We start from the raw sequence: 17,722 nt of genomic DNA, 5'->3' as shown, positions 1-17,722 counted from the left end.
GGACATGAAGAGCAGGCAGGATCGTCTGCACGACCCCCCTTTCACGTCCCGCCTTCCCCGCTATTCAAACCACGGGCGGAAGTTGAGTTCGTAGTGCAGGTCGCGGGAGCGTTCCGCGATGGGTTTGGCGGGCACGCCGCCGACCACCCCGTACGCCGGCACGTCCCGGGTCACGACCGCGCCGGCGGCGACGATCGCGCCCTCGCCGAGGGTGACCCCGGGCAGGATCACGGCGCGCGAACCGATCCAGGCGCGGTCGCCGACGAGGATCGGCTCGTCGCGGACCCCGAAACCGGGATCGTCCTTGAGGTGTTCCGAGGTGATGAACATGACTTCGGGCGAGACGCTGGCATGCTTCCCGAACGTCAGCCCCCCGCGGCAGTCCAGCGAACAGTCGCGGTTGATCACCGCGCCCTCCCCGATCCGCACCGCCGCGCCGCCGCGGCGGCAGGGGCGGTAGAAATAGCAGTAGGCGCCCAGAAAAATCGTCGCGTGCGCATCCATCTCGAAACCCAGCACATGCCGGTACCAGCCGCGCCGCACGGCGTGGAACGGGACATGCGCGATCACGTGATTGGTGAGGTAAAGCAGCAGTTTACTCAGCATATATAACTCCGGGGGTGGGTTTCCACTCCCTCTTACTCTGATTCTGACTCTGACTCTGACTCTTCTTACTCAGGTTTCAGCTTTCCCACTCCCTCTTACTCTGACTCTGATTCTGATTCTTCTTACTCAGGTCTCAGGTTTCAGGTTTCTCACTCTCTCTCTCCCCTCCCACTTCCTCTTTTCTCAGCGCCTCCGGCAGGGCCATGGCGACGCCGAGGTAGATCATATTCCGGTAGAACGTGATTTGAAGGTCGTAATAGGCCACGGCGATCTGGCTGGCGATGAAAGTGATGACCATCAGGCACACGGCCTGGCGGTACGGGTCGCGCTGACGGCGGTAGAGGATGGTGGATCGGGTCATCATCAGCCCGAAGAACAACCAGAAGGCCAGGAACCCGACGAATCCCGTCTTGGCCCACATCCAGTAGATACAGTTATGCGGGATATAGTCCCAGAGAGGAAAATCCACGGCGGGAAGCGGGACGAGCACCAGGTACCGGCGCCCGAAGCCGAGCCCCGCCTTATTCTGCCGGATCGTCTGAATCATGTTGTAGTTCTCGATCCTGCGATAGGTGTTGGACGTATCTTCCTCCTCGCCCGTGATGAACACCGACTTGATCTGCCGGACGGGCAGGGCGAGGGTGCTCGAGCTGTTCCAGAAGACGACCGTGTAGACGAGCATCAGGGGCAGGAGCGGGAGGGCGAGTTTCATCGCGAACCACTTCTTCGCACGCGGCAGCAGGAAAAAGACGATGATCAGGCTGAGTGCGAACACCGCATAGGCGATGCGCCGCTGGGTCAGGACAAAGGTGAGAAACGTGGGGGCAAAGCCCGCGGCGAGCACGGCGAATTCCTTCCGTTTCCACGCCCCCGTCAGGAACAGGGCCGCCAGCAGCACGAACATGGTCGACATGAACACCGCGTCCTCGTGCGACGTGATGGCGGGGGCGTCGCCCAGCGACCCGCCGAGGGTCACGAAGTAGCGGTAACAGCCCTGCAGCCCCTTGAACGTGACCCCCAGAATGGCGATCCAGATACAGATCCGCACCTGCGACGGCCGCCGGATGAACTGCACGGCCAACACGTACATCGCGATCAGGTAGAAGAGGGCGCGCACCTCCCACAGCGCGGCCTTCAGGTCGCCGCCGCGGGCGAGTCCGAGCAGCGTAAAGAGGGCGAGCACCCCCGCGAAGAGCACGGCAATCCACAGGTTGGGGCTCCGCCGCAGCGACCAGTCCGGCGAGATCGCCGCGCGAACGAACCAGCTCACCAGCATCAGGAAGATCAGCAGCTCCACCGGATTGAGCGTCGGCTTCGCGTTTATGAGGCCCGCCCACCCCATCAGCCGATAGCGCAGCGACGGCACGATCAGCACGCCGGCGATGACCGCGGCGGCCGCGACCCCGGCGGCCGCGGCGATCCAGCGGGCGCGGGGCACGCGCGGCTCGAGCCACCGGAAGGCCGGGCGCGCGAAACAGCCCGCGCCGATCGCGGCCGCGAGCAGCGCGAACCAAACCGGGTGCAACAGCGGGATCTTCATGGCGGTAAGATTGCTGAAATTCTCATAGAGCGGCACATTGCCGGTGATCGGGTCGGGGATGCCGAAAATCTGGAACTGCTCGAAAATCATCACGGACGCGAGCAGCGCGTAGATGCCGAATTCGAGCCGGTACACGATCGCCACCAGCAGCGCGGCCGCACCCACCGCCAGCGGCACGGCGAACAGGTTCGCCTCCGTCTTCCAGATCAGCCAGACCGCGAACAGGCTCAGCACGATCGCCCAGGCGTTGAGCGCATGCCGGCGTATCGGCTCCCCGTCCCGTGCGGAGCCGGAGGGCGGTGCGGTGGCGCTGTAGTCAGAAGGCGGCATATTTAATCAGGATGAACAGCGTGCTCACGGCGGCGAGCACCAGGACCGTCGAAAAGCGGATCCGGTCGACCGTCATGCCGGCGGCGATATAGAGGGCGATCATGGCCAGCACGAGGTCCATGTTACGTCCAGCGGTAGATCCAGTCGGGTATCCAGTACTCCTCACCGTCGGCCACGCAGCCGATGAGCGGTGCGGCCGAAAGCTCGGACGCCGCCGCGCGGAACCGGTCGCGCCGGGTGGAGTAATAACGCCCCACCAGCAGCACCCCGTCCGCCTTCTCGGCCAGCAGGCGGCCGTGGGCCTGACGGTGCAGGCCGGGAACTTCGGCCACCGTGAGCGTGAACCGGTCGCGCAGTTCCCTGAGGACATCCTCGAACTCGGCCGACTCGAACACCGCGCCGGGGTTGTCGATCGCGCCCCCGGCCGGAAGGACGGAAAGACCCGGGATGCCGGTCTCGTGCAGCGCCTGATCCAGGGAGACGTTTCCGCGAACCAGGTCGGTCAGGCCCGGCTTGCCTGCGGCGCCAAACAGGCGCGACAGGTCCGGCTGCTCGAGATGCGCATCGAGGACCACCGCCTGCTTCCCGGTGTCGACCGCGTACACGGAGGCCAGGTTCGCCGCGAGCAGCGTCTTGCCCTCGCCGGACGCCGGACTCGCGAGCGTCCAGATCGATCCCGAATCGTCCGCGCAGCGTTCGCGTATCCGCAGGTTCAGGGCCCGGATCTTCTCGCGCATGATCTGCAGGGCGCGCTGTTCCTGTGGCGGCAGGGCCTTCGAACCGTCGGCCAGCCATTCCGGCCGCAGCAGCAGGTCCTCCGGAAACGACTCCGGAAGCTCCACCCTCTTCCCGTAAAACCAGCAGGTCACGGATCCGAAAAGCCGGGCGATCATCACGCGCAGCGAGGTGTCGTCGTCCGCGCCCTCCGGAGTGCGCCGGTGGAGACGCGGCAGGGAGCCCACCAGCGGGACCCCCGACGAAGCGGCGAACGCGGACGCGCGCAGGAGTCTCGGGTCGAAGAACTCCAGGGCGACCACGAGGGCGAATCCGATGACCAGTCCGCCGAGCACGCCGGCGGCGGCGTAGAGCTTGCGGATCGGCTGGTAGCGACTGAGGGGGGCCAGCGGCGGATTGATGATGCTGAACCGGTTCTCCTGCTGCTGGACCTCCACCGCCCGCGAGATGCGCGCCTGTTCGAGTTTCATCCGCATCGAGTCGTACACTTCCCGCACATTGGCCACCTCGGTCTTGAGGCGGTCGTGCCGGTTCTCCAGCTCGGGCAGGCGGGCCACGCGCCGGCGAAGTTCTTCAGCCCTCGCGCGGTATTCCTCCAGACTGCGCTGCAGCGCCTGCTGCTCCACCCGCGCCTCCTGCAGCGAGGCGAGCGTGCGCTGGCGTATCGGCGACTGGATATCCTCCGGGGAGGAGGACTGCATCTTCTTTTTCTCCTCCTGGATGAGGTCCCGGACGACCTCCATCTGCCGGTCCACCTTTTCGACTTCGGGATGGGTGGACTCGCGGGTGGAGAGCAGCTCGGCCCGCTTCAGCCTCAGCTCCCGGTACCGGTTCTGGTACGGCGAGTCCTGAACCGCGAAGGCGTCGGACGCGACCGCGGCGGCCTGGTTCGTCAACCGGTCGGAGAGCAGGTCCGCCTGGAGCTTCGCGCGCTGAAGCTCGATCTCCGTCTCCATGACCCGCTCGCGGAATTTCTCCAGATCGCCCTCGATCGCCCTCGCCCGGCGGATCGTATCGATGTGCTCCTGCTCGAACTGCTTGAGCTGCGCCTTGGCCTCGTTGAGTTCGTTCTCGTAATGGACGAGCTGTTTCTCGATGAACGTCACGGCCGTCGACGCCTCTTCGCGGCTGCCCTCGAGGCTGCGCTCGATAAAACGGTTACTCACCGTCTCGACCATCCGCTTGGCGAGTTCCGGGGTGTCGGCCGTGCAGCCGAGTTCGAACGAGTCCTCTTCCAGCGAGATGATGTGGATATTCTTGCGCACGTCGTCGATGAGCCACTCGTGCTCCTGGGGGGACCCCACGTCCCGGTCCAGATCCAGTTCCTCGATGACCTTCTCGATGACGGGCCGGCTGTAGATGATCTTTTTCAGGGTTCCGAGCCGATTGTACTCCTGGAGCGAGACGGCGGTTTCGAAGCGGACGAGCGGATTCAGAATCGACGACTTGGTCAGCATGATCGTGGTCGTCGACATATACGAGGACGGGACCAGAAAGCTGACGAGGATACTGAGCAGCGGCACGGCGACGAGGGGGATCAGGAAGTACCGTTTGCGCCGGAAAAAGATCTCCAGGAAAAACTTCACACTGAAATCCCCCAGCCGGAAGCCGCTCTCGTCATCCTTCCGCTCCACATTTGCTGGCTGCCGTTCGATCATCGTATTTTATGAATCCTTCAGCCTAGTCTTCATCGTCGCCCAGGATGGCGTCCCCCAGCAAAAAGAGGTTGAGCGAAGGCGTAACCTGGCGCAGTACGTAGTTGAAGGTGGCCAGCGCGCGGCGGGGCACGTAGATGATATCGCCGTTCATCACCGCGATTTCCTCCCCGCCGGTCCGCGCGCGCTGAATGGCGGCGAGGTTGACCACCTTGATCTCGGGGTCGCGGCCCTGCCGGCGGCGGATCAGGCGCACTTCCTTCTTGATCGCATTTTCGGTGAGCCCCCCGGCCTTGGCGACCGCCCGCACCACATCCACGCGCCGCGTGCGCGGAAAGGCGCCCGGACTCTGGACCTGTCCGAGTACGTAGTACATGTCCTCCTGATTGCTCCCCACGTACACGGTGTCCTCCGGCATCAGCGGAAGATTGAGCGAGCGGTTGCCCCTGCGGAGGAGTTCGTAGAGGTCCACCTGGATCATCACGTCCTTGCCCCGCACGATGGTGCACGCCCGCATGTCGGCCTGATCGGTCAGGCCCTGGGCGAGCGCCAGCGCGGAAAGGAGCATCGGCCGCCCCTTGAAATTGAATTCGCCGGGCTTGCGCACCTCGCCCAGCACGTAGATGCGGTTATTGAGATATTCGGCGACGAGGATGTCGACGCGCGGGTTGCGGTAAAAGGGCTGCAGATCCTTTTCGATACGCCTGGACGCCTCCTCGCGCGTGAGGCCGTCGATGTCGACCACCCCCACGGCGGGGAGCGTGAGGCGGCCGTCGGGGCCGAGGGTGTACTTGCGGTTCAGCTCGGGGATGTCGGTGGCGAAGATCTCGATGACGTCACCCGGACCGAGCTTGTAGCGCTCGCGGGACACCTCGAGCAGCGAGGGATCGAATGAGTGGCCGTCGCGCGCCTCTTCCGCGGCCGCCTGCGACTCGAAACTGGCGACCATCTCCTCCACGGACGGAGTCCCGGCGTGCCGGCATCCGGCGCCCGCCGTCAGCAGCGCAACGGAGAGCAGCATCAGCGAGAGCTTCACTGCGCGGCCCATCGAAGATGTATTATGCTCATTCCCGGCAACCATAATCGGGCGGACCCGTCTACGACCTCAATCCGTTCCTCCCCAAGGGGAAGGATTTCCGGCCGTGTTTCTCCGAAAACGTACCCGCGCATGCTTACGATGTCAATTTCAGGCATCGAGAGCCGCAATGGCGCGGGGTGCGGCGACTTGCCTACGACGACGGCGGTGAACGCGCCGGGCGATCCGCTCGCGGCGGCGTAGAGGGTGAGTTCGTCGTACTCCGGCCCGGCTCCGCGCCATTCGACCCGCAGGGAGGTATCGCCGAACTTCGCGCCCTTCCCGTCGGCATTGCGGTAGAGACTGAAGGCCCGGCGCGCGGCGGAATCGGCGGGGGGCACAGTCCAGTAGCAGGCGGCGTCGAGACCCTCGCGGCCGAAAATGCCCAGCGCGTCGGCCAGCGCCGCCGCCCCGCTGAAGGCCTGTTCGCCACCCCAGTTGTATTCGGTGACGCCGATCCGCGTGCCCGGATAGTGATCCCTCACCCAGGCGCGCATCCTGGGAATCATGCGCACGCGCCGGCCGATCCAGGAGGGATCGCGGTACTCGGGATCCCACAGCGAGCGCGGCGCCTCCAGCCGCCGCGCCGAGGTGGCGGGGTCGTTGCGCTTCGAGAACACGCCTTCCGCCTGGGGATAGTAGTGGAGGGTCAGGATGTCCAGCAGCCGGGTGCCGTGCCGGCGCTCGTATTCGCGCATCCGCTCCAGGAACCACGGGACGAAATCGCTGCCGTGCGCGCGCCGGTCCGGAGCGCCGGCCGATTCCCGGTCGCGCGCCGACTCGAACCACGCCGGCCATCCCCATAACTCGGGACCTGCAATCGGCGTGTCGGGCGCCTCGTCCTTGAGCCGCACGGCCATATCGGTGAAACGCCGCAGGTATTCGCGGTACGACACCGGCTCGGGATGGACGTCGCGGTGGGTCTTGTCCCAGAGCATCGGCTCGTTGCCGAGGGCGAGCACGATGCGGCGCTGCGCGAACATCTCCGGGAACTCGCGCCGCATCGCGCGGACCCACTGCGCGGCGAAATCCGGGGTCATGGGCCGCGAGGTCAGGGAGGGATCGCCGGGAGGAACGGGAGAGCCGTCGGGACGAACCCCGTCACCGGCGTCGGGCCGGTGCGGATCGGTCTTTCGCTGCGGCCCGTAGCGTTCGACCGGAAAGCTGTACGACGAGGTATCCTTCGCCACCCACCCGACGAGCGGGACGGTCACGATTGCGGCGGCTCCGTGGTCGCGGCAGCGACGCAGAAAACGGCGCCAGGCGTTGCTCTCGACCGCCACGTTCTCGAAATACCAGTCGGCGCCGGTGTTCCAGGCGTTGCCGAGTTCCCAGTTGTAGCGCGACGCCGTGTTGCCGCCCCAGCGGACGAACGGGATGGCGAGCTGTTCGATATCGTCCTCATCCGCCGCCGCGACTCCGTAGATCCGTTCGGAGATGGGGCGAGCGTCCTCATTCGGCCGGATCACCGCATGCCATCCGGCGACCGCGTCCGGATCCCCGCAGGCCGCGCTGAACCCCGCCAGCATTCCGAGCGCCGCAATCCATCTCCGGCGGGGACTAAACCTCATCGCTCTGCTCCCCTTCGAGAGAACGCACCGTCTTCGCCGGAACCCCGGCCGCGAACACGTGGGCGGGGAGATCGCGCGTCACCACGGCGCCCGCGCCGACGATGGTTCCGGGGCCGATGGTCACCCCCGGGAGCACCGTGACCCGCGCCGCGAGCCAGGCGCCGTCGCCGATCGTGATGGGCCGGGGCGAGCGCTCGCCCGCGCGAAACCCGGGCGCTCCGACCGCGTGGCCCACCGTCGTGAAGAGACCATCCATGCCCAGCGAAACGCCGTCCCCGACCCGTATCGGCGCCGCGGCATCGAAGTAGAGCCCGTCATTCAAAAAACAGTCGCGCCCCACGGTGAGCCGACCGACGCGCCCCGCCCCGCCCCTGAGCCGGATCGGGCCGAGCACGACCGTTCCGCGGCCGATCTTCATCCCGGCCCACCGGTACAGCCGCGAGCGCAGCCGCCCCATCGCGCCCGCGGGCAGCGGGGCCTCCAGCAGGCTCGCCAGACCCCAGCGCGGCGAGACCGGTCCGCATTCCTCGCGCCAGAGTTCACGCCACTTGTCGATTGCATTCGTCATCGTCACGCCGCCCTTCCGCGCCGATCCCCGGAGTCTCCGGTGTGGTGAACTTTAACCCACTCAGGTCTCAGGTTTCTTACTCAGGTCTCAGGTTTCAAACTCTTCCTCTGACTCTGTCCTCTTACTCAGGTCTCAGGTTTCAGGTTTCTCACTCCCTCTTACTCAGGTCTCAGGTTTCAGGTTTCTCACTCCCTCTTACTCAGGTCTCAGGTCTCAGGTTTCTCACTCCCTCTTACTCAGGTCTCAGGTCTCAGGTTTCTCACTCCCTCTTACTCTGACTCTGATTCTGATTCTTCCTCTTCCTCTTCCTCACCGCATGATCCCCCGCACGAGATTCTCAATGTGGGCATGCGGCAGGAGATCCACGCCGAACCAGGATTTCATGAAATACAGGAACACGATACCGAAGAATCCGAGGGCGATCCAGATCCCGACGGCGACGGTGACGAGGGCCGTCGCGCGCACCAGGAAGCGGCCGAACTGGACGAGGCTGCGGTTGAGAAAGCGGGCCCAGCGTTCGGCGCGGCAGGGCCAGCTCTCCAGTTCCTGCTTGAACCGGTCGTGTTCCGCCGCGACGTACTCCGCGGTATCGAGGATGTCGTATTCCAGCGCTGCGTATTCGACCGCCGCACGCAGTTCCGCGGTCGACACCGGCTTCCCGATCATCCGGAACAGTCGCGCCTCATTGATCCCGCGCCGCATCATTTCGGGGTCCGTATAGCCCGTAAGCAGGATGCGCTGTATCTTGGCGTCGCGTTCCAGAAGCATTTTCAGGAACGCGCACCCGTCGCCGTCGGGAAGTTTGAAATCACACACCGCGACCTTGGGCGAAAACTGCTCCAGCACGGTCTCGGCCTCCGCGATGCTCCCCGCCGAGCGCACCTCCCACGCGTCGCGGAGCATTTTTTCGCACAGTCTGCGGACCGATGGTTCGTCATCGACCAGCAGCACCCCGGCGCCGATTACGGACTCCGTCATACCTATCTTCCGCGCGGCGGGGTCAGGCGGTTCCCAGCGCTTCCTCCCGCGACCCGTACACGCGGATAATCCTTTCGAGTTTCACCAGGCTCACGAGCGAGCGCACCTGTTTGACGAGGTTACAGACCGCGAGATCGCCGCCCTGCTGGGCCGTGCAGCGGAGAAGAGCGAGGAGCACGCCCAGACCGGCGCTGTCGACGAACCGCACCCGGTGCATATCGAGCACCACGCGGGTTCCCTTCACCTCTTCCATCTCGCCGCGGACGAAGTCCTTGACCTCTTCCGTATTGGCTGCGTCGAGATGTTCGAACGGCACCTCGATGAATTGCGTCCGCTGTGCTTCGACGTCCATAACCCCTCCCGCACTGACAATGACCGCGCTACTGCCGCGCCGGACGCATCTAAGCACCCGCGCGCACCTTTGTCACACACAAACGGGGGCCGGGACACTGCGGACTCGACACCGCCCCGGCGCCGCGGCAATATGCGTCCGCAGCAAGGGAGGCGGAATGAACATCCTCGTACTGAACGGACCGAACCTGCAGCTTCTGGGCACGCGCGAGCCCGAGCTGTACGGCGTGGAGACGCTGGAGTCCATCCGCACCCGGATGGAGGAGCGCGCGGGCGAGCTGGCGGAGCAGCTCGATGAACCGATCGGACTCGAGTTCCGTCAGTCCAACCACGAAGGCGATCTGGTCGACTGGATCGGCGCTGCGCCGGGGCAGGCGGATGGGCTGGTGATCAATCCGGCGGCGTACACGCACACCAGTCTGGCTCTCGCCGACGCCCTGAAGGCCGTCGCCGACCGCGTCCCCGCCGTGGAGGTACACCTCACGTCCATCCAGGCCCGTGAACCCGTGCGCCACGCGAGCCTGACCGCCCCGGCCTGCATCGGACAGATCGCCGGATTCGGAGGACTGGGCTACGTACTCGCGCTCGAAGCGCTCGTCGACGCCCTTTCATCGACGTGACGAGGGTTTCGCCGCAGGAAATAATCGGAGGGTCGACGATCGCGTGACCTTTCGCGCGCGCTTCGCGGTGTCCTTCCCGATCAGCCATCATGTCCTTCCTGTCTCCATGACGGGTGCCGGTATCGATTTTGAAGCCGCGCCCGTGCTGTCGGGTGATTTGCGGCCGCCCCCCGCTCGCGGACAAAACATTCTACGAATAACCCTTTGGATACGGCTCTATTCCACAAACACCGGGTTGGCGACGAGGCGCACGGGATAGGCGCCTTCGACATAACAGCGGTAGTAGTGCCGTTCGCCGGAGCGAATTTCGTCGTCGGTCCACGCCAGCTCGAACGGCGGCGTGGCATGCTCTTCCCGCCAGAGTGTTCCGTCGCGGATCACGGCCACGCGGACGGGTTCATTCGTCGCGCTGCCGCCCACGGAGAGTTGCACGGTCGCCGCACCGTCGGAGGTCCGCGCGTAGCCCCCGCAATACACGCCGTTCACCGTGAAGTCGCGGAGGGTGAGTCGTTCGTCCGTCGACGGATTGCGGCGGCTGGCGTAAAAGCGGCCGCGACGCAGGGCACCCATCAGGGCGTCGCGGGTGAGCGCGGGGGCGCGGATGACGGTGTCGACATTTCCGAGCTGCTTGCCCGCATGGCCCTCTTCGCGGTAGAGCATTTCGCCGATGCCCCACACGGGGCGCATCCGGGCGCCCTGGAGCACCTCGCGGAGCACCGTATCCCAGCGCGACCCTTCGCGGTAGAGGGTGGTCTCCTGTTCGTAGAGCACGCCGAAGGCGTGGTAGCCGCGGGTTTTGCTGAGCACTTCGGGATACGGACGCGTATCCATGGTCAGCGGGCCCCATTCGTGGTGATCGAAGGCCTCCGGGTGCGCCCAGTAGACAAACGCGCCGTGGCGCTGACCGTAATCGATCACCCGCTGTTCCGTATCGCAGTCCCTGCGCGCGCCGTACAGGTCGTACCGATCGAAGGAGCCGAACACGATCTCCAGGATTGCGGCCGCGGCGATCAGCGGCAGCAGGGCGAGCACGAGGTACCGTCCTTTCCAGGCGCGCAGCGAGAGACGGTCCCAGCGCGAGGCCGCCGCCGGGAACCACAGGTATCCGCTCGCGAGCACCAGGACAGCACCCACGAGCAGGGCCACCAGCCCCCGGGCCGCGCGGTCGCGACGGGGCAGGAATCCCAGCGTGGCCGGGATGCGGCGGATCACCCGCGGTTTTTCGCACCCCAGCAGCATCAGATTGCGCTGGGTGTTGTGCAGGGTCCAGCGCGGCGGCGCGATGCGGTCGTCCCAGTAGTGGCGCGGGATGACTTCGACCCCCGGCACGAACAGCACCCCCGAGCCGGACTCATTATAACGCCGGATCTCCCGCAGGTAGCGGCGCGGACCCAGGGTCATCACGGAGGGCAGATTGTAGCGGACCGCGGCGAGGTGGCGGAAGGGGGGCGGACCGTATTCCGCCTGCAGCGCGTGGCTGTCCGTCAGGAACACGGCGTCGATACCCCGCCGCTCCGCGAGGGCGGAAAGCTCCTCCAGCCCGTACACGCCTCCGTACGAGGCCCGGGAGTGGATATGCACGGCGCAACGGTAGTCGTCCGCACGGGCGAACCCCGCGGCCAGCGCGATCCCTACCATGAAGGCTGCGATACGGCGCGATCTCATAGGCCCTCCCGTCTCCCGCACAATAGTCGGCTTTGTTTGCTTGAGGAAGGCGAAATGTCCACTTATCCTCGCTCCCGGAGGCTGCCGTAATGCGTTGCGCGATACACCAACCGCAGTTCATGCCTTGGCTCGGGTATCTGAACAAGATTGCTCTCGCGGACGTATTCGTGTTCCTCGATCACGTCCAGTTCAAGAAGAACGAGTACCAGAACCGCAACCGCATCCGCACCCCCGGCGGGTGGATGTGGCTGACGGTGCCCGTGCGCTTCCACTTCGGCGATCCCATCCACGACGTGCAGCCCGCCGCGGGAGAACCCTGGCGGCGCAAGGTCCTGACCGCGATCAGCACGAGCTACGGGAAGGCGCCCTACTACCGGGAATACCGGGACTCGCTCCACGAGCTGATCGACCGCCCCTGGCGGGACCTGGCGCAGCTCAACGAGGCCACCGTGCGCTGGCTGTGCGACGCGTTCGGGCTGGAGACCGCCTTCGAGACCGCCTCGGCCCTCCCGCAGACGCGCAGGGAACCCACGCGTCGCCTGATCGACCTCTGCCGTCATCTCGGATGCGACACGTACCTCAGCGGGAAGGACGGCCCGCACTACATGGATACCGGCGCCTTCGACGAAGAGGGGCTCGACCTGCATCTTCAGCACTTCGAGCATCCGGCGTACCCCCAGGTGGTCGCCGGCGCGGAACAGGAGTTCGAGCCGTGCATGTCGGCGCTGGACCTGCTCTTCAATGCCGGGCCCGAACGGGGCCGCGAACTCATCGTCGGCTCGGGAACGGCGAAACCCTACCGGAAGGAGGCGGCGTATGAATCTGCTGGCCATCGGGGCTCATCCTGACGACATCGAATACGGGTGCGGGGGTACGCTGCTCAAGGCGGCGGACGCGGGCCACCGGATCCACCTGCTCGTCATGACGTGCGGCATCGACGAGGCCACCGCCGGCGTCCGGCAGCAGGAGCAGGAACGCGCGGCAGACCTGCTCGGCGCGGAATTGAACTGGGGCGGATTCAGGGATACCTCGCTCGTCTACGGCCGCGAACTGATTACGGTGGTCGAGTCGGCCGTGGAACGGATCGAGCCGGACCTCGTGCTGGTCAACTCCCCCGAGGACTCACACCAGGATCACCGCGCCCTTGCCAAAAGCACCTCCGCTGCGTGCCGGTACGTGAAGAACCTTCTCTATTACCACGACTACACCTCGATCGACTTCCGCGGTCACACGTTCGTGGACATCGGCGAGGTCCTCGGGCGCAAGGTCGATCTGCTCTCCGCCCACGCCTCTCAGACCGGCAAACCGAATCCGGCCGGGCTGGACATGTGCGCCAGCGTCCGCGCCCTGGCGATGTACTACGGATTCGTCGCCAAAGTGCGCTACGCGGAGGCCTTCGATCCGCTGCGCGTAATGCTTCCCCTCTGAACGCATTTATATTAACCTCATCGCATAAGGAACGATATGCGCGCCGCCATCCTCAACGGGAGAGTCGTTATGTTGACCGCACTCAAACTGTCCGCGCCGGCGATTGCCGCCCTCGCGCTCGTCTCGTGCATCAACCGCCCCCCGGAAGTCACCCCCCCGAACGCGGAGGCGCTCAATCCCGCGGCGGCCACCCGGCTGCGCGAGAGCTGGGACAAGGATGTCGCGCCGTTCACGACCGCCACGCCTTCCGCCGAGACCCTGTGGCAGATCTACTCGCTTCTTCCGGTCACCAAGGTGACCGCGGAGGAAATGCCCAATCTCGAACAGCACCTCGAGCAGGCGGGACCGCGCGGTATTGTGGAGATGACCTCGGTAACCTCGCACGACCTGGGTGAAACGGAGCGCAATCTGCTCTCCCGCTGGGTTGAGAAAGGCGGCATCCTGTGGATGCGCGGCGACTGTTCGTTTGAATCGGCGTTCGGCATCCGCTGGCTGGCGCTCCCCAAAAAAGACGCCCCCGACGTCCTTCTGGCCCGGGTCGTGAACCTGGCCTCCGACCACCAGGAAATCCCCTATCACCCGCTCAACATCGGGGTCTACCGCGTCCGCATGGTGCGTCACGGGTATTACATCCCGCATTCGGACTATGCCAAAGAGGCCTTCCGGACCGTCTTCCGCGAATCGGGGCTGGCGGTCTTCGGCGAGCTTCCGCTCGGCAAGGGTTATTTTGTGTTCGACGGCAGCCGCGGCGATAAGCGGCGCAAAGCGCCGTTCGACGGGTTGTACGGGTTCGACGCCGGCACGTTCTGGCTCAATTTTTTCCGCCGCTACACGGAACTCGAAGACCGTATCGTGGAGATGACGGCCGACGACGGCCCGGAATCATGATCCCGCACTCCAGGCCCGAAACGGACGACGCCGGGGAAGACGCCGTCGCGGAGGCGCTGCGGGGCCGCCGGCTCGGCCAGGGCCCTGAAACGGAAGCGCTGGAACGGCAGCTCGAGGAACGGTTTCAGGGTCGCCGGGCGGTAGCGGTCTCTTCGGGGACGGCTGCGCTTTACCTGGCCCTGGCGGTCGTTGCGCGGAGTCCGGAGGGCGAAGTCCTGATGCCCTCCTTCACCTGTCACTCGCTTTACGCCGCCGCCCATCACGCCGCCCTTCGCCCGGTGTGCGTCGATCTGCCCCCCACCGGCGTCGTCCCCCGGGCGGAGGCGGTCGCCTCCCGGATCAACGACCGCACCTGCGCCGTCATCCTCCCCCACACCTGCGGATTCGCCGCGCCGGTGGAGGCACTTGCAGACTGCGGCCTTCCGGTCATCGAAGACTGCGCCCAGTCGCTGGGCGGCGCCCTGCCCGGCGGCCGGCCCATGGGTATGGCGGGATCGTTCGCCATCCTGTCCTTTTACGCCACCAAGCTGGCGCCCGGCGGCGAGGGCGGAGCGGTCCTGGTAAACGACGACGGCTGCGCGGAGGAGCTGCGGCGGTTGCGGGACTGCGATAAGGGCGAGCCCGACCCGCGGGCCTTCAATTTCAAGATGAGCGACCTCCACGCCGCGCTCGCCCGCCGCTCGGTGGACACCCTGGAAACCCGCCGGCGGCGGCGCGAATGGCTCGCGGACCGCTACGACGAGGCCGCGGGCCCGCTCTCGCTCCGGCGGCGGATGAGCGGCACACCTGCGCCGCAGACCCTCTGTTTCCGCTATCTTCTCGATTGCGGAGAGCGGGCCCGCGCAGTCGAGGACTTCTTCCAGCGCCGCGGCATCGCGGCCCGCCGGCCCGTCCGCCGCCCCGTCCACCGGGCCACCGGCGACCGCTGTCCCCGAACGGAGGACGCCTTCGAGCGCTACCTCTCCATTCCGCTCTACGCCGCTTTGACGGAAGAAGAGGCGGACTTTACAGGCCGGACGCTCAGCGCGGCCCGAAAGGAGCTGCATCTGTGAGCGAAGAGGATTCGAGACTGCCTTTTTTCACGGGGGGGACGATCGGCGGCACCGGGTGCCTCGTGCTTTTCGCGCTCGCCGCGCTGATTACCCGTTTCGCCTGGACGGGGCTTCGTCATGTAACCCTCGTGGCCTTCGTCACCGCGGCGGCGGTGTTCGTGCTCACCCCGCCCGTAATTCAACTCGGCCGGCGTCTCGGCGCACTGGACATCCCCGACCCCGGTTCGCGCAAGATTCATGAATACAGCGTGCCCCGCTGGGGCGGCATTGCGCTGTATGCGGGCATCCTGATCGGCGTGCTGTCGGGCTACCACTCGATATTCGAAGTGCGCATCGTCCTGCTCGCCACCGCCCCCGTATTTCTTGTGGGTGTCATCGACGACTATGTAAGTGTGCGCGCGGGATTGCGTTTTCTCGTGCAGCTCGCCGCGACGTTCATCCTGATCGCGGGCGGAATCCGCGTCACGTTCCTTCCGCCGACGTGGTGGGGTCATGCGCTGGAACTGGGAATTACCGTGCTCTGGGTGGTGGGCATCACCAACGCGGTCAATTTCCTCGACGGAATGAACGGACTGGTCTCCGGCCTCGGCGCGGGCAGCGCGTTCGCCTTCACCGCGCTGGCCCTGATGCTCAACCAGCCCGCGCTGGCCTACTGTTCGGCGGCACTGGGCGCCGCCTGCGTGATCTTCCTGGGCTACAACACGCGGCCGGGACGCATCTTCCTGGGCGACAGCGGCAGCACCACGATCGGATTCATGCTCGCGGCGCTGGGCCTGCTCGGAACGTGGTCCGAGTCCCGGGGCCAGAACATCACCTCGTTCCTGGTTCCCGTCGTCATCCTGAATGTCGCCATCTATGACATGATCTTCACCACCGTCGCGCGCATCGCGGACGGCCGGGTGCGGACCGTCCGGCAGTGGATCAACTACACCGGCAGGGACCACATCCATCACCGCTTCAATATGCTGGGATGGAGCCACACGCAAACCGTGCTGGTCGTCTGGCTGCTCAACTTCTCCATCGCCCTCGACGCCCTGGGACTGATCCATTCGACCCTGCTCGAATCGCTGGTCATCGCTCTCCAGGTCGTCCTCCTGTACGTCTTCGTGGCTATGCTGGAACACGCCGCTCTGAAGAGGAGAGGGGCGGAGTCAGAATCAGAATCAGAATCAGAGTCAGAGTCAGAGTCAGAGTCAGAGTAAGAGGGAGTGAGAAACCTGCAACTTGAGACCAGAACAAACAGTTTGAATTCCCCGACGGGCCCGGGTAAAGTCCGAGCCATGAGCACGGTAATGCCTGATCTATGCGAGTTCTGGGGGGTTTCCGGGGCGCCGTTCGCCAATCATACCGACCCCCGGATCTACTTCGAGAGCCGGGGGCACGAGGAGGCCCAGGTGCGGCTGCGGCTGGCTATCGAGAAGCAGCACGCCTTCACGCTTCTCACGGGCGATTACGGCACCGGCAAGACCCTCCTCTGGAACTGGGTTTCAAGCCGGCTCGATGCGGCGCGGTATGTCACCGGCCAGGTGGTCAATCCGCTGCTCGAACCGGTGGAACTCCTCCGCGAAATCTCCTTCTGCCTGGGCTGGGAACTGAAGGGGGAAACCAAATACGACGTGGTGCACGGGATCAACGACCTGCTTCAGCGCACCTCTTCGGCGGGACGGCATATCGTGCTGGCGATCGACGAGGCGCACCTGATCCCCGACGCGCGCGTTTTCGAGGAACTGCGGATGCTGCTGAACTACCAGCCCGATTACCGGCCGCTGATCACCGTGGTGCTCCTCGGCCAGACCGAACTCGGCGAACAGCTCAAAAAGGTGCCGCCCCTCGCCCAGCGGCTGGAACTTAAGTGGCACCTGCCCCCGCTCGATCCCGACGAAACCGAGCCCTACATCCGTCACCGGCTGCGGAAGGCCGACGGACCGACCGATGTCTTCGATCCCGCCTGCTACGAAGTCATCGCCACCGAATCGCGGGGCAACCCGCGCGAGATCAACAGGATCTGTGACCTGGCGCTGACCGCCGCCGCCATGGCGGATTCCAGGAAGATCGACCTCGACCTTCTGCAGGAGACCTGCAGGGACTTGAACTGAAGCGAAAGGGAATATCATGGAAAGGCCCAAGCGAGTTTTAATCGTCGAGGACGAGCGACCCGTCCAGCAGCTGCTCTCCAAGCTGCTCCGCCGCATGAACCTCGAATACGACCTGGCGGGCAACGGCGAAGAGGCGATGAAGAAACTGGACTCCTCGCCCGGCCTCTACCGGATCATGATCGTGGACCTTCTGCTCCCGAAACTGACCGGGTGGGACCTGCTGGACTACGTGCGGCAGAATCCCCTTTTTGAACAGATGAAAACGATCATCCTCACCGGCGCCAACACCTCCGAGCAGGAGACGGAAAAACTGTCCGGTTCCTGCGACGCGGTCGTGCAGAAGGGTGAATTCACGATCGAATCGTTCGAGCAGACCCTGCGGGGGCTGATGGCGGATTGAAGATCAGGTCTGCGTTGATGGCTTTCCATTCCGGCACGAGCACGGATCAAATGGAGGGCACGATCTTCCACGCTTCGCTCGTGGGAACGGCGCTGCGCGCCTCGTGGAAACGCTGCGCTCGTGGCAACGGCCTTCGGCCTCGGGGGGGATCGTGAAAACGGCGC

The 17,722-nt window shown here is 65.3% G+C and carries 18 protein-coding genes; 8 read left to right on the top strand and 10 right to left on the bottom strand.

Annotated features, from left to right (window positions below; translation table 11 throughout):
• Nucleotides 1-60: 60 nt before the first annotated feature.
• The 9 genes from L21SP4_RS03085 to L21SP4_RS03050 all read right to left on the bottom strand — a co-directional run bounded on the left by L21SP4_RS03085 (nucleotide 61) and on the right by L21SP4_RS03050 (nucleotide 9,410).
• Nucleotides 61-606: an acyltransferase gene (locus L21SP4_RS03085; protein ID WP_052881285.1), complete on the bottom strand. Its 546-nt coding sequence runs from the start codon at nucleotides 604-606 to the stop codon at nucleotides 61-63.
• 133 nt (nucleotides 607-739) lie between these two features.
• Nucleotides 740-2,476 carry an O-antigen ligase family protein gene (locus L21SP4_RS03080; RefSeq protein WP_052881284.1) on the bottom strand — a complete coding sequence of 579 codons (1,737 nt, stop codon included), beginning with the start codon at nucleotides 2,474-2,476 and terminating at the stop codon, nucleotides 740-742.
• A complete protein-coding gene (locus tag L21SP4_RS13345; protein WP_256381200.1) occupies nucleotides 2,463-2,597 on the bottom strand; it encodes a hypothetical protein in 135 nt (44 codons plus the stop codon). Before L21SP4_RS13345 ends, L21SP4_RS03080 begins: the two co-directional genes overlap by 14 nt.
• A 1-nt stretch (nucleotide 2,598) precedes the next feature.
• Nucleotides 2,599-4,869 carry a GumC family protein gene (locus L21SP4_RS03075; RefSeq protein WP_052881283.1) on the bottom strand — a complete coding sequence of 757 codons (2,271 nt, stop codon included), beginning with the start codon at nucleotides 4,867-4,869 and terminating at the stop codon, nucleotides 2,599-2,601.
• A gap of 22 nt (nucleotides 4,870-4,891) precedes the next feature.
• On the bottom strand, nucleotides 4,892-5,914 hold the full coding sequence (locus L21SP4_RS03070; protein ID WP_052881282.1) for a polysaccharide biosynthesis/export family protein: 1,023 nt from the start codon (nucleotides 5,912-5,914) through the stop codon (nucleotides 4,892-4,894).
• Nucleotides 5,899-7,512, bottom strand: a complete 1,614-nt coding sequence (locus L21SP4_RS03065) for a glycoside hydrolase family 44 protein (protein ID WP_082116486.1) — start codon at nucleotides 7,510-7,512, stop codon at nucleotides 5,899-5,901. Before L21SP4_RS03065 ends, L21SP4_RS03070 begins: the two co-directional genes overlap by 16 nt.
• The gene (locus tag L21SP4_RS03060) at nucleotides 7,502-8,080 is read right to left on the bottom strand and encodes an acyltransferase (RefSeq protein WP_052881280.1); all 579 of its coding nucleotides are present in this window, start codon (nucleotides 8,078-8,080) and stop codon (nucleotides 7,502-7,504) included. The genes L21SP4_RS03065 and L21SP4_RS03060 overlap by 11 nt, the downstream gene beginning before the upstream one ends.
• Before the next feature lie 309 nt (nucleotides 8,081-8,389).
• Nucleotides 8,390-9,058, bottom strand: a complete 669-nt coding sequence (locus L21SP4_RS03055) for a response regulator (protein WP_052881279.1) — start codon at nucleotides 9,056-9,058, stop codon at nucleotides 8,390-8,392.
• Nucleotides 9,059-9,080: 22 nt separating this feature from the next.
• A complete protein-coding gene (locus tag L21SP4_RS03050; protein ID WP_052881278.1) occupies nucleotides 9,081-9,410 on the bottom strand; it encodes an STAS domain-containing protein in 330 nt (109 codons plus the stop codon).
• Nucleotides 9,411-9,567: 157 nt separating this feature from the next.
• Here L21SP4_RS03050 and aroQ point away from each other — a divergent pair, with 157 nt between their 5' ends.
• Complete coding sequence (gene aroQ / locus L21SP4_RS03045) at nucleotides 9,568-10,029, top strand: type II 3-dehydroquinate dehydratase (RefSeq protein ID WP_052881277.1); 462 nt, start codon at nucleotides 9,568-9,570, stop codon at nucleotides 10,027-10,029.
• A gap of 216 nt (nucleotides 10,030-10,245) precedes the next feature.
• Here aroQ and L21SP4_RS03040 read toward each other — a convergent pair whose 3' ends face one another.
• Nucleotides 10,246-11,694 carry a PHP domain-containing protein gene (locus L21SP4_RS03040; protein WP_052881276.1) on the bottom strand — a complete coding sequence of 483 codons (1,449 nt, stop codon included), beginning with the start codon at nucleotides 11,692-11,694 and terminating at the stop codon, nucleotides 10,246-10,248.
• An 89-nt stretch (nucleotides 11,695-11,783) separates the two neighbouring features.
• Between L21SP4_RS03040 and L21SP4_RS03035 the strand changes: the two genes are divergently transcribed.
• The 7 genes from L21SP4_RS03035 to L21SP4_RS03005 all read left to right on the top strand — a co-directional run bounded on the left by L21SP4_RS03035 (nucleotide 11,784) and on the right by L21SP4_RS03005 (nucleotide 17,558).
• Nucleotides 11,784-12,542, top strand: coding sequence for a WbqC family protein (locus L21SP4_RS03035; protein ID WP_052881275.1), 759 nt, complete (start codon nucleotides 11,784-11,786; stop codon nucleotides 12,540-12,542).
• Nucleotides 12,511-13,122, top strand: a complete 612-nt coding sequence (locus L21SP4_RS03030; protein ID WP_052881274.1) for a PIG-L deacetylase family protein — start codon at nucleotides 12,511-12,513, stop codon at nucleotides 13,120-13,122. Before L21SP4_RS03035 ends, L21SP4_RS03030 begins: the two co-directional genes overlap by 32 nt.
• A 69-nt stretch (nucleotides 13,123-13,191) precedes the next feature.
• Nucleotides 13,192-14,010 (top strand): hypothetical protein, encoded by an 819-nt coding sequence (locus L21SP4_RS03025; RefSeq protein ID WP_144413731.1) that lies wholly within the window; start codon nucleotides 13,192-13,194, stop codon nucleotides 14,008-14,010.
• The gene (locus L21SP4_RS03020; RefSeq protein WP_052881272.1) at nucleotides 14,007-15,062 is read left to right on the top strand and encodes a DegT/DnrJ/EryC1/StrS family aminotransferase; all 1,056 of its coding nucleotides are present in this window, start codon (nucleotides 14,007-14,009) and stop codon (nucleotides 15,060-15,062) included. The genes L21SP4_RS03025 and L21SP4_RS03020 overlap by 4 nt, the downstream gene beginning before the upstream one ends.
• On the top strand, nucleotides 15,059-16,264 hold the full coding sequence (locus L21SP4_RS03015; RefSeq protein ID WP_052881271.1) for a glycosyltransferase family 4 protein: 1,206 nt from the start codon (nucleotides 15,059-15,061) through the stop codon (nucleotides 16,262-16,264). Before L21SP4_RS03020 ends, L21SP4_RS03015 begins: the two co-directional genes overlap by 4 nt.
• 90 nt (nucleotides 16,265-16,354) lie before the next feature.
• Nucleotides 16,355-17,158, top strand: a complete 804-nt coding sequence (locus L21SP4_RS03010) for an ExeA family protein (RefSeq protein WP_052881270.1) — start codon at nucleotides 16,355-16,357, stop codon at nucleotides 17,156-17,158.
• A gap of 16 nt (nucleotides 17,159-17,174) precedes the next feature.
• A complete protein-coding gene (locus tag L21SP4_RS03005; protein WP_052881269.1) occupies nucleotides 17,175-17,558 on the top strand; it encodes a response regulator in 384 nt (127 codons plus the stop codon).
• The last annotated feature ends 164 nt before the right edge of the window (nucleotides 17,559-17,722 follow it).

Source organism: Kiritimatiella glycovorans, assembly GCF_001017655.1.
Classification (GTDB): domain Bacteria; phylum Verrucomicrobiota; class Kiritimatiellia; order Kiritimatiellales; family Kiritimatiellaceae; genus Kiritimatiella; species Kiritimatiella glycovorans.
Note: the sequence above shows the minus strand (reverse complement) of the source record. Positions and strands in the feature narration are given on the sequence as shown.

Excerpts from the sequence above, each read along its gene's own strand:
- L21SP4_RS03085 (WP_052881285.1), bottom strand. The coding sequence starts at position 606 with ATGCTGAGTAAACTGCTGCTTTACCTCACCAATCACGTGATCGCGCAT.
- L21SP4_RS03080 (WP_052881284.1), bottom strand. The coding sequence starts at position 2,476 with ATGCCGCCTTCTGACTACAGCGCCACCGCACCGCCCTCCGGCTCCGCA.
- L21SP4_RS13345 (WP_256381200.1), bottom strand. The coding sequence starts at position 2,597 with ATGGACCTCGTGCTGGCCATGATCGCCCTCTATATCGCCGCCGGCATG.
- L21SP4_RS03075 (WP_052881283.1), bottom strand. The coding sequence starts at position 4,869 with ATGATCGAACGGCAGCCAGCAAATGTGGAGCGGAAGGATGACGAGAGC.
- L21SP4_RS03070 (WP_052881282.1), bottom strand. The coding sequence starts at position 5,914 with ATGGGCCGCGCAGTGAAGCTCTCGCTGATGCTGCTCTCCGTTGCGCTG.
- L21SP4_RS03065 (WP_082116486.1), bottom strand. The coding sequence starts at position 7,512 with ATGAGGTTTAGTCCCCGCCGGAGATGGATTGCGGCGCTCGGAATGCTG.
- L21SP4_RS03060 (WP_052881280.1), bottom strand. The coding sequence starts at position 8,080 with ATGACGAATGCAATCGACAAGTGGCGTGAACTCTGGCGCGAGGAATGC.
- L21SP4_RS03055 (WP_052881279.1), bottom strand. The coding sequence starts at position 9,058 with ATGACGGAGTCCGTAATCGGCGCCGGGGTGCTGCTGGTCGATGACGAA.
- L21SP4_RS03050 (WP_052881278.1), bottom strand. The coding sequence starts at position 9,410 with ATGGACGTCGAAGCACAGCGGACGCAATTCATCGAGGTGCCGTTCGAA.
- aroQ (WP_052881277.1), top strand. The coding sequence starts at position 9,568 with ATGAACATCCTCGTACTGAACGGACCGAACCTGCAGCTTCTGGGCACG.
- L21SP4_RS03040 (WP_052881276.1), bottom strand. The coding sequence starts at position 11,694 with ATGAGATCGCGCCGTATCGCAGCCTTCATGGTAGGGATCGCGCTGGCC.
- L21SP4_RS03035 (WP_052881275.1), top strand. The coding sequence starts at position 11,784 with ATGCGTTGCGCGATACACCAACCGCAGTTCATGCCTTGGCTCGGGTAT.
- L21SP4_RS03030 (WP_052881274.1), top strand. The coding sequence starts at position 12,511 with ATGAATCTGCTGGCCATCGGGGCTCATCCTGACGACATCGAATACGGG.
- L21SP4_RS03025 (WP_144413731.1), top strand. The coding sequence starts at position 13,192 with ATGTTGACCGCACTCAAACTGTCCGCGCCGGCGATTGCCGCCCTCGCG.
- L21SP4_RS03020 (WP_052881272.1), top strand. The coding sequence starts at position 14,007 with ATGATCCCGCACTCCAGGCCCGAAACGGACGACGCCGGGGAAGACGCC.
- L21SP4_RS03010 (WP_052881270.1), top strand. The coding sequence starts at position 16,355 with ATGCCTGATCTATGCGAGTTCTGGGGGGTTTCCGGGGCGCCGTTCGCC.
- L21SP4_RS03005 (WP_052881269.1), top strand. The coding sequence starts at position 17,175 with ATGGAAAGGCCCAAGCGAGTTTTAATCGTCGAGGACGAGCGACCCGTC.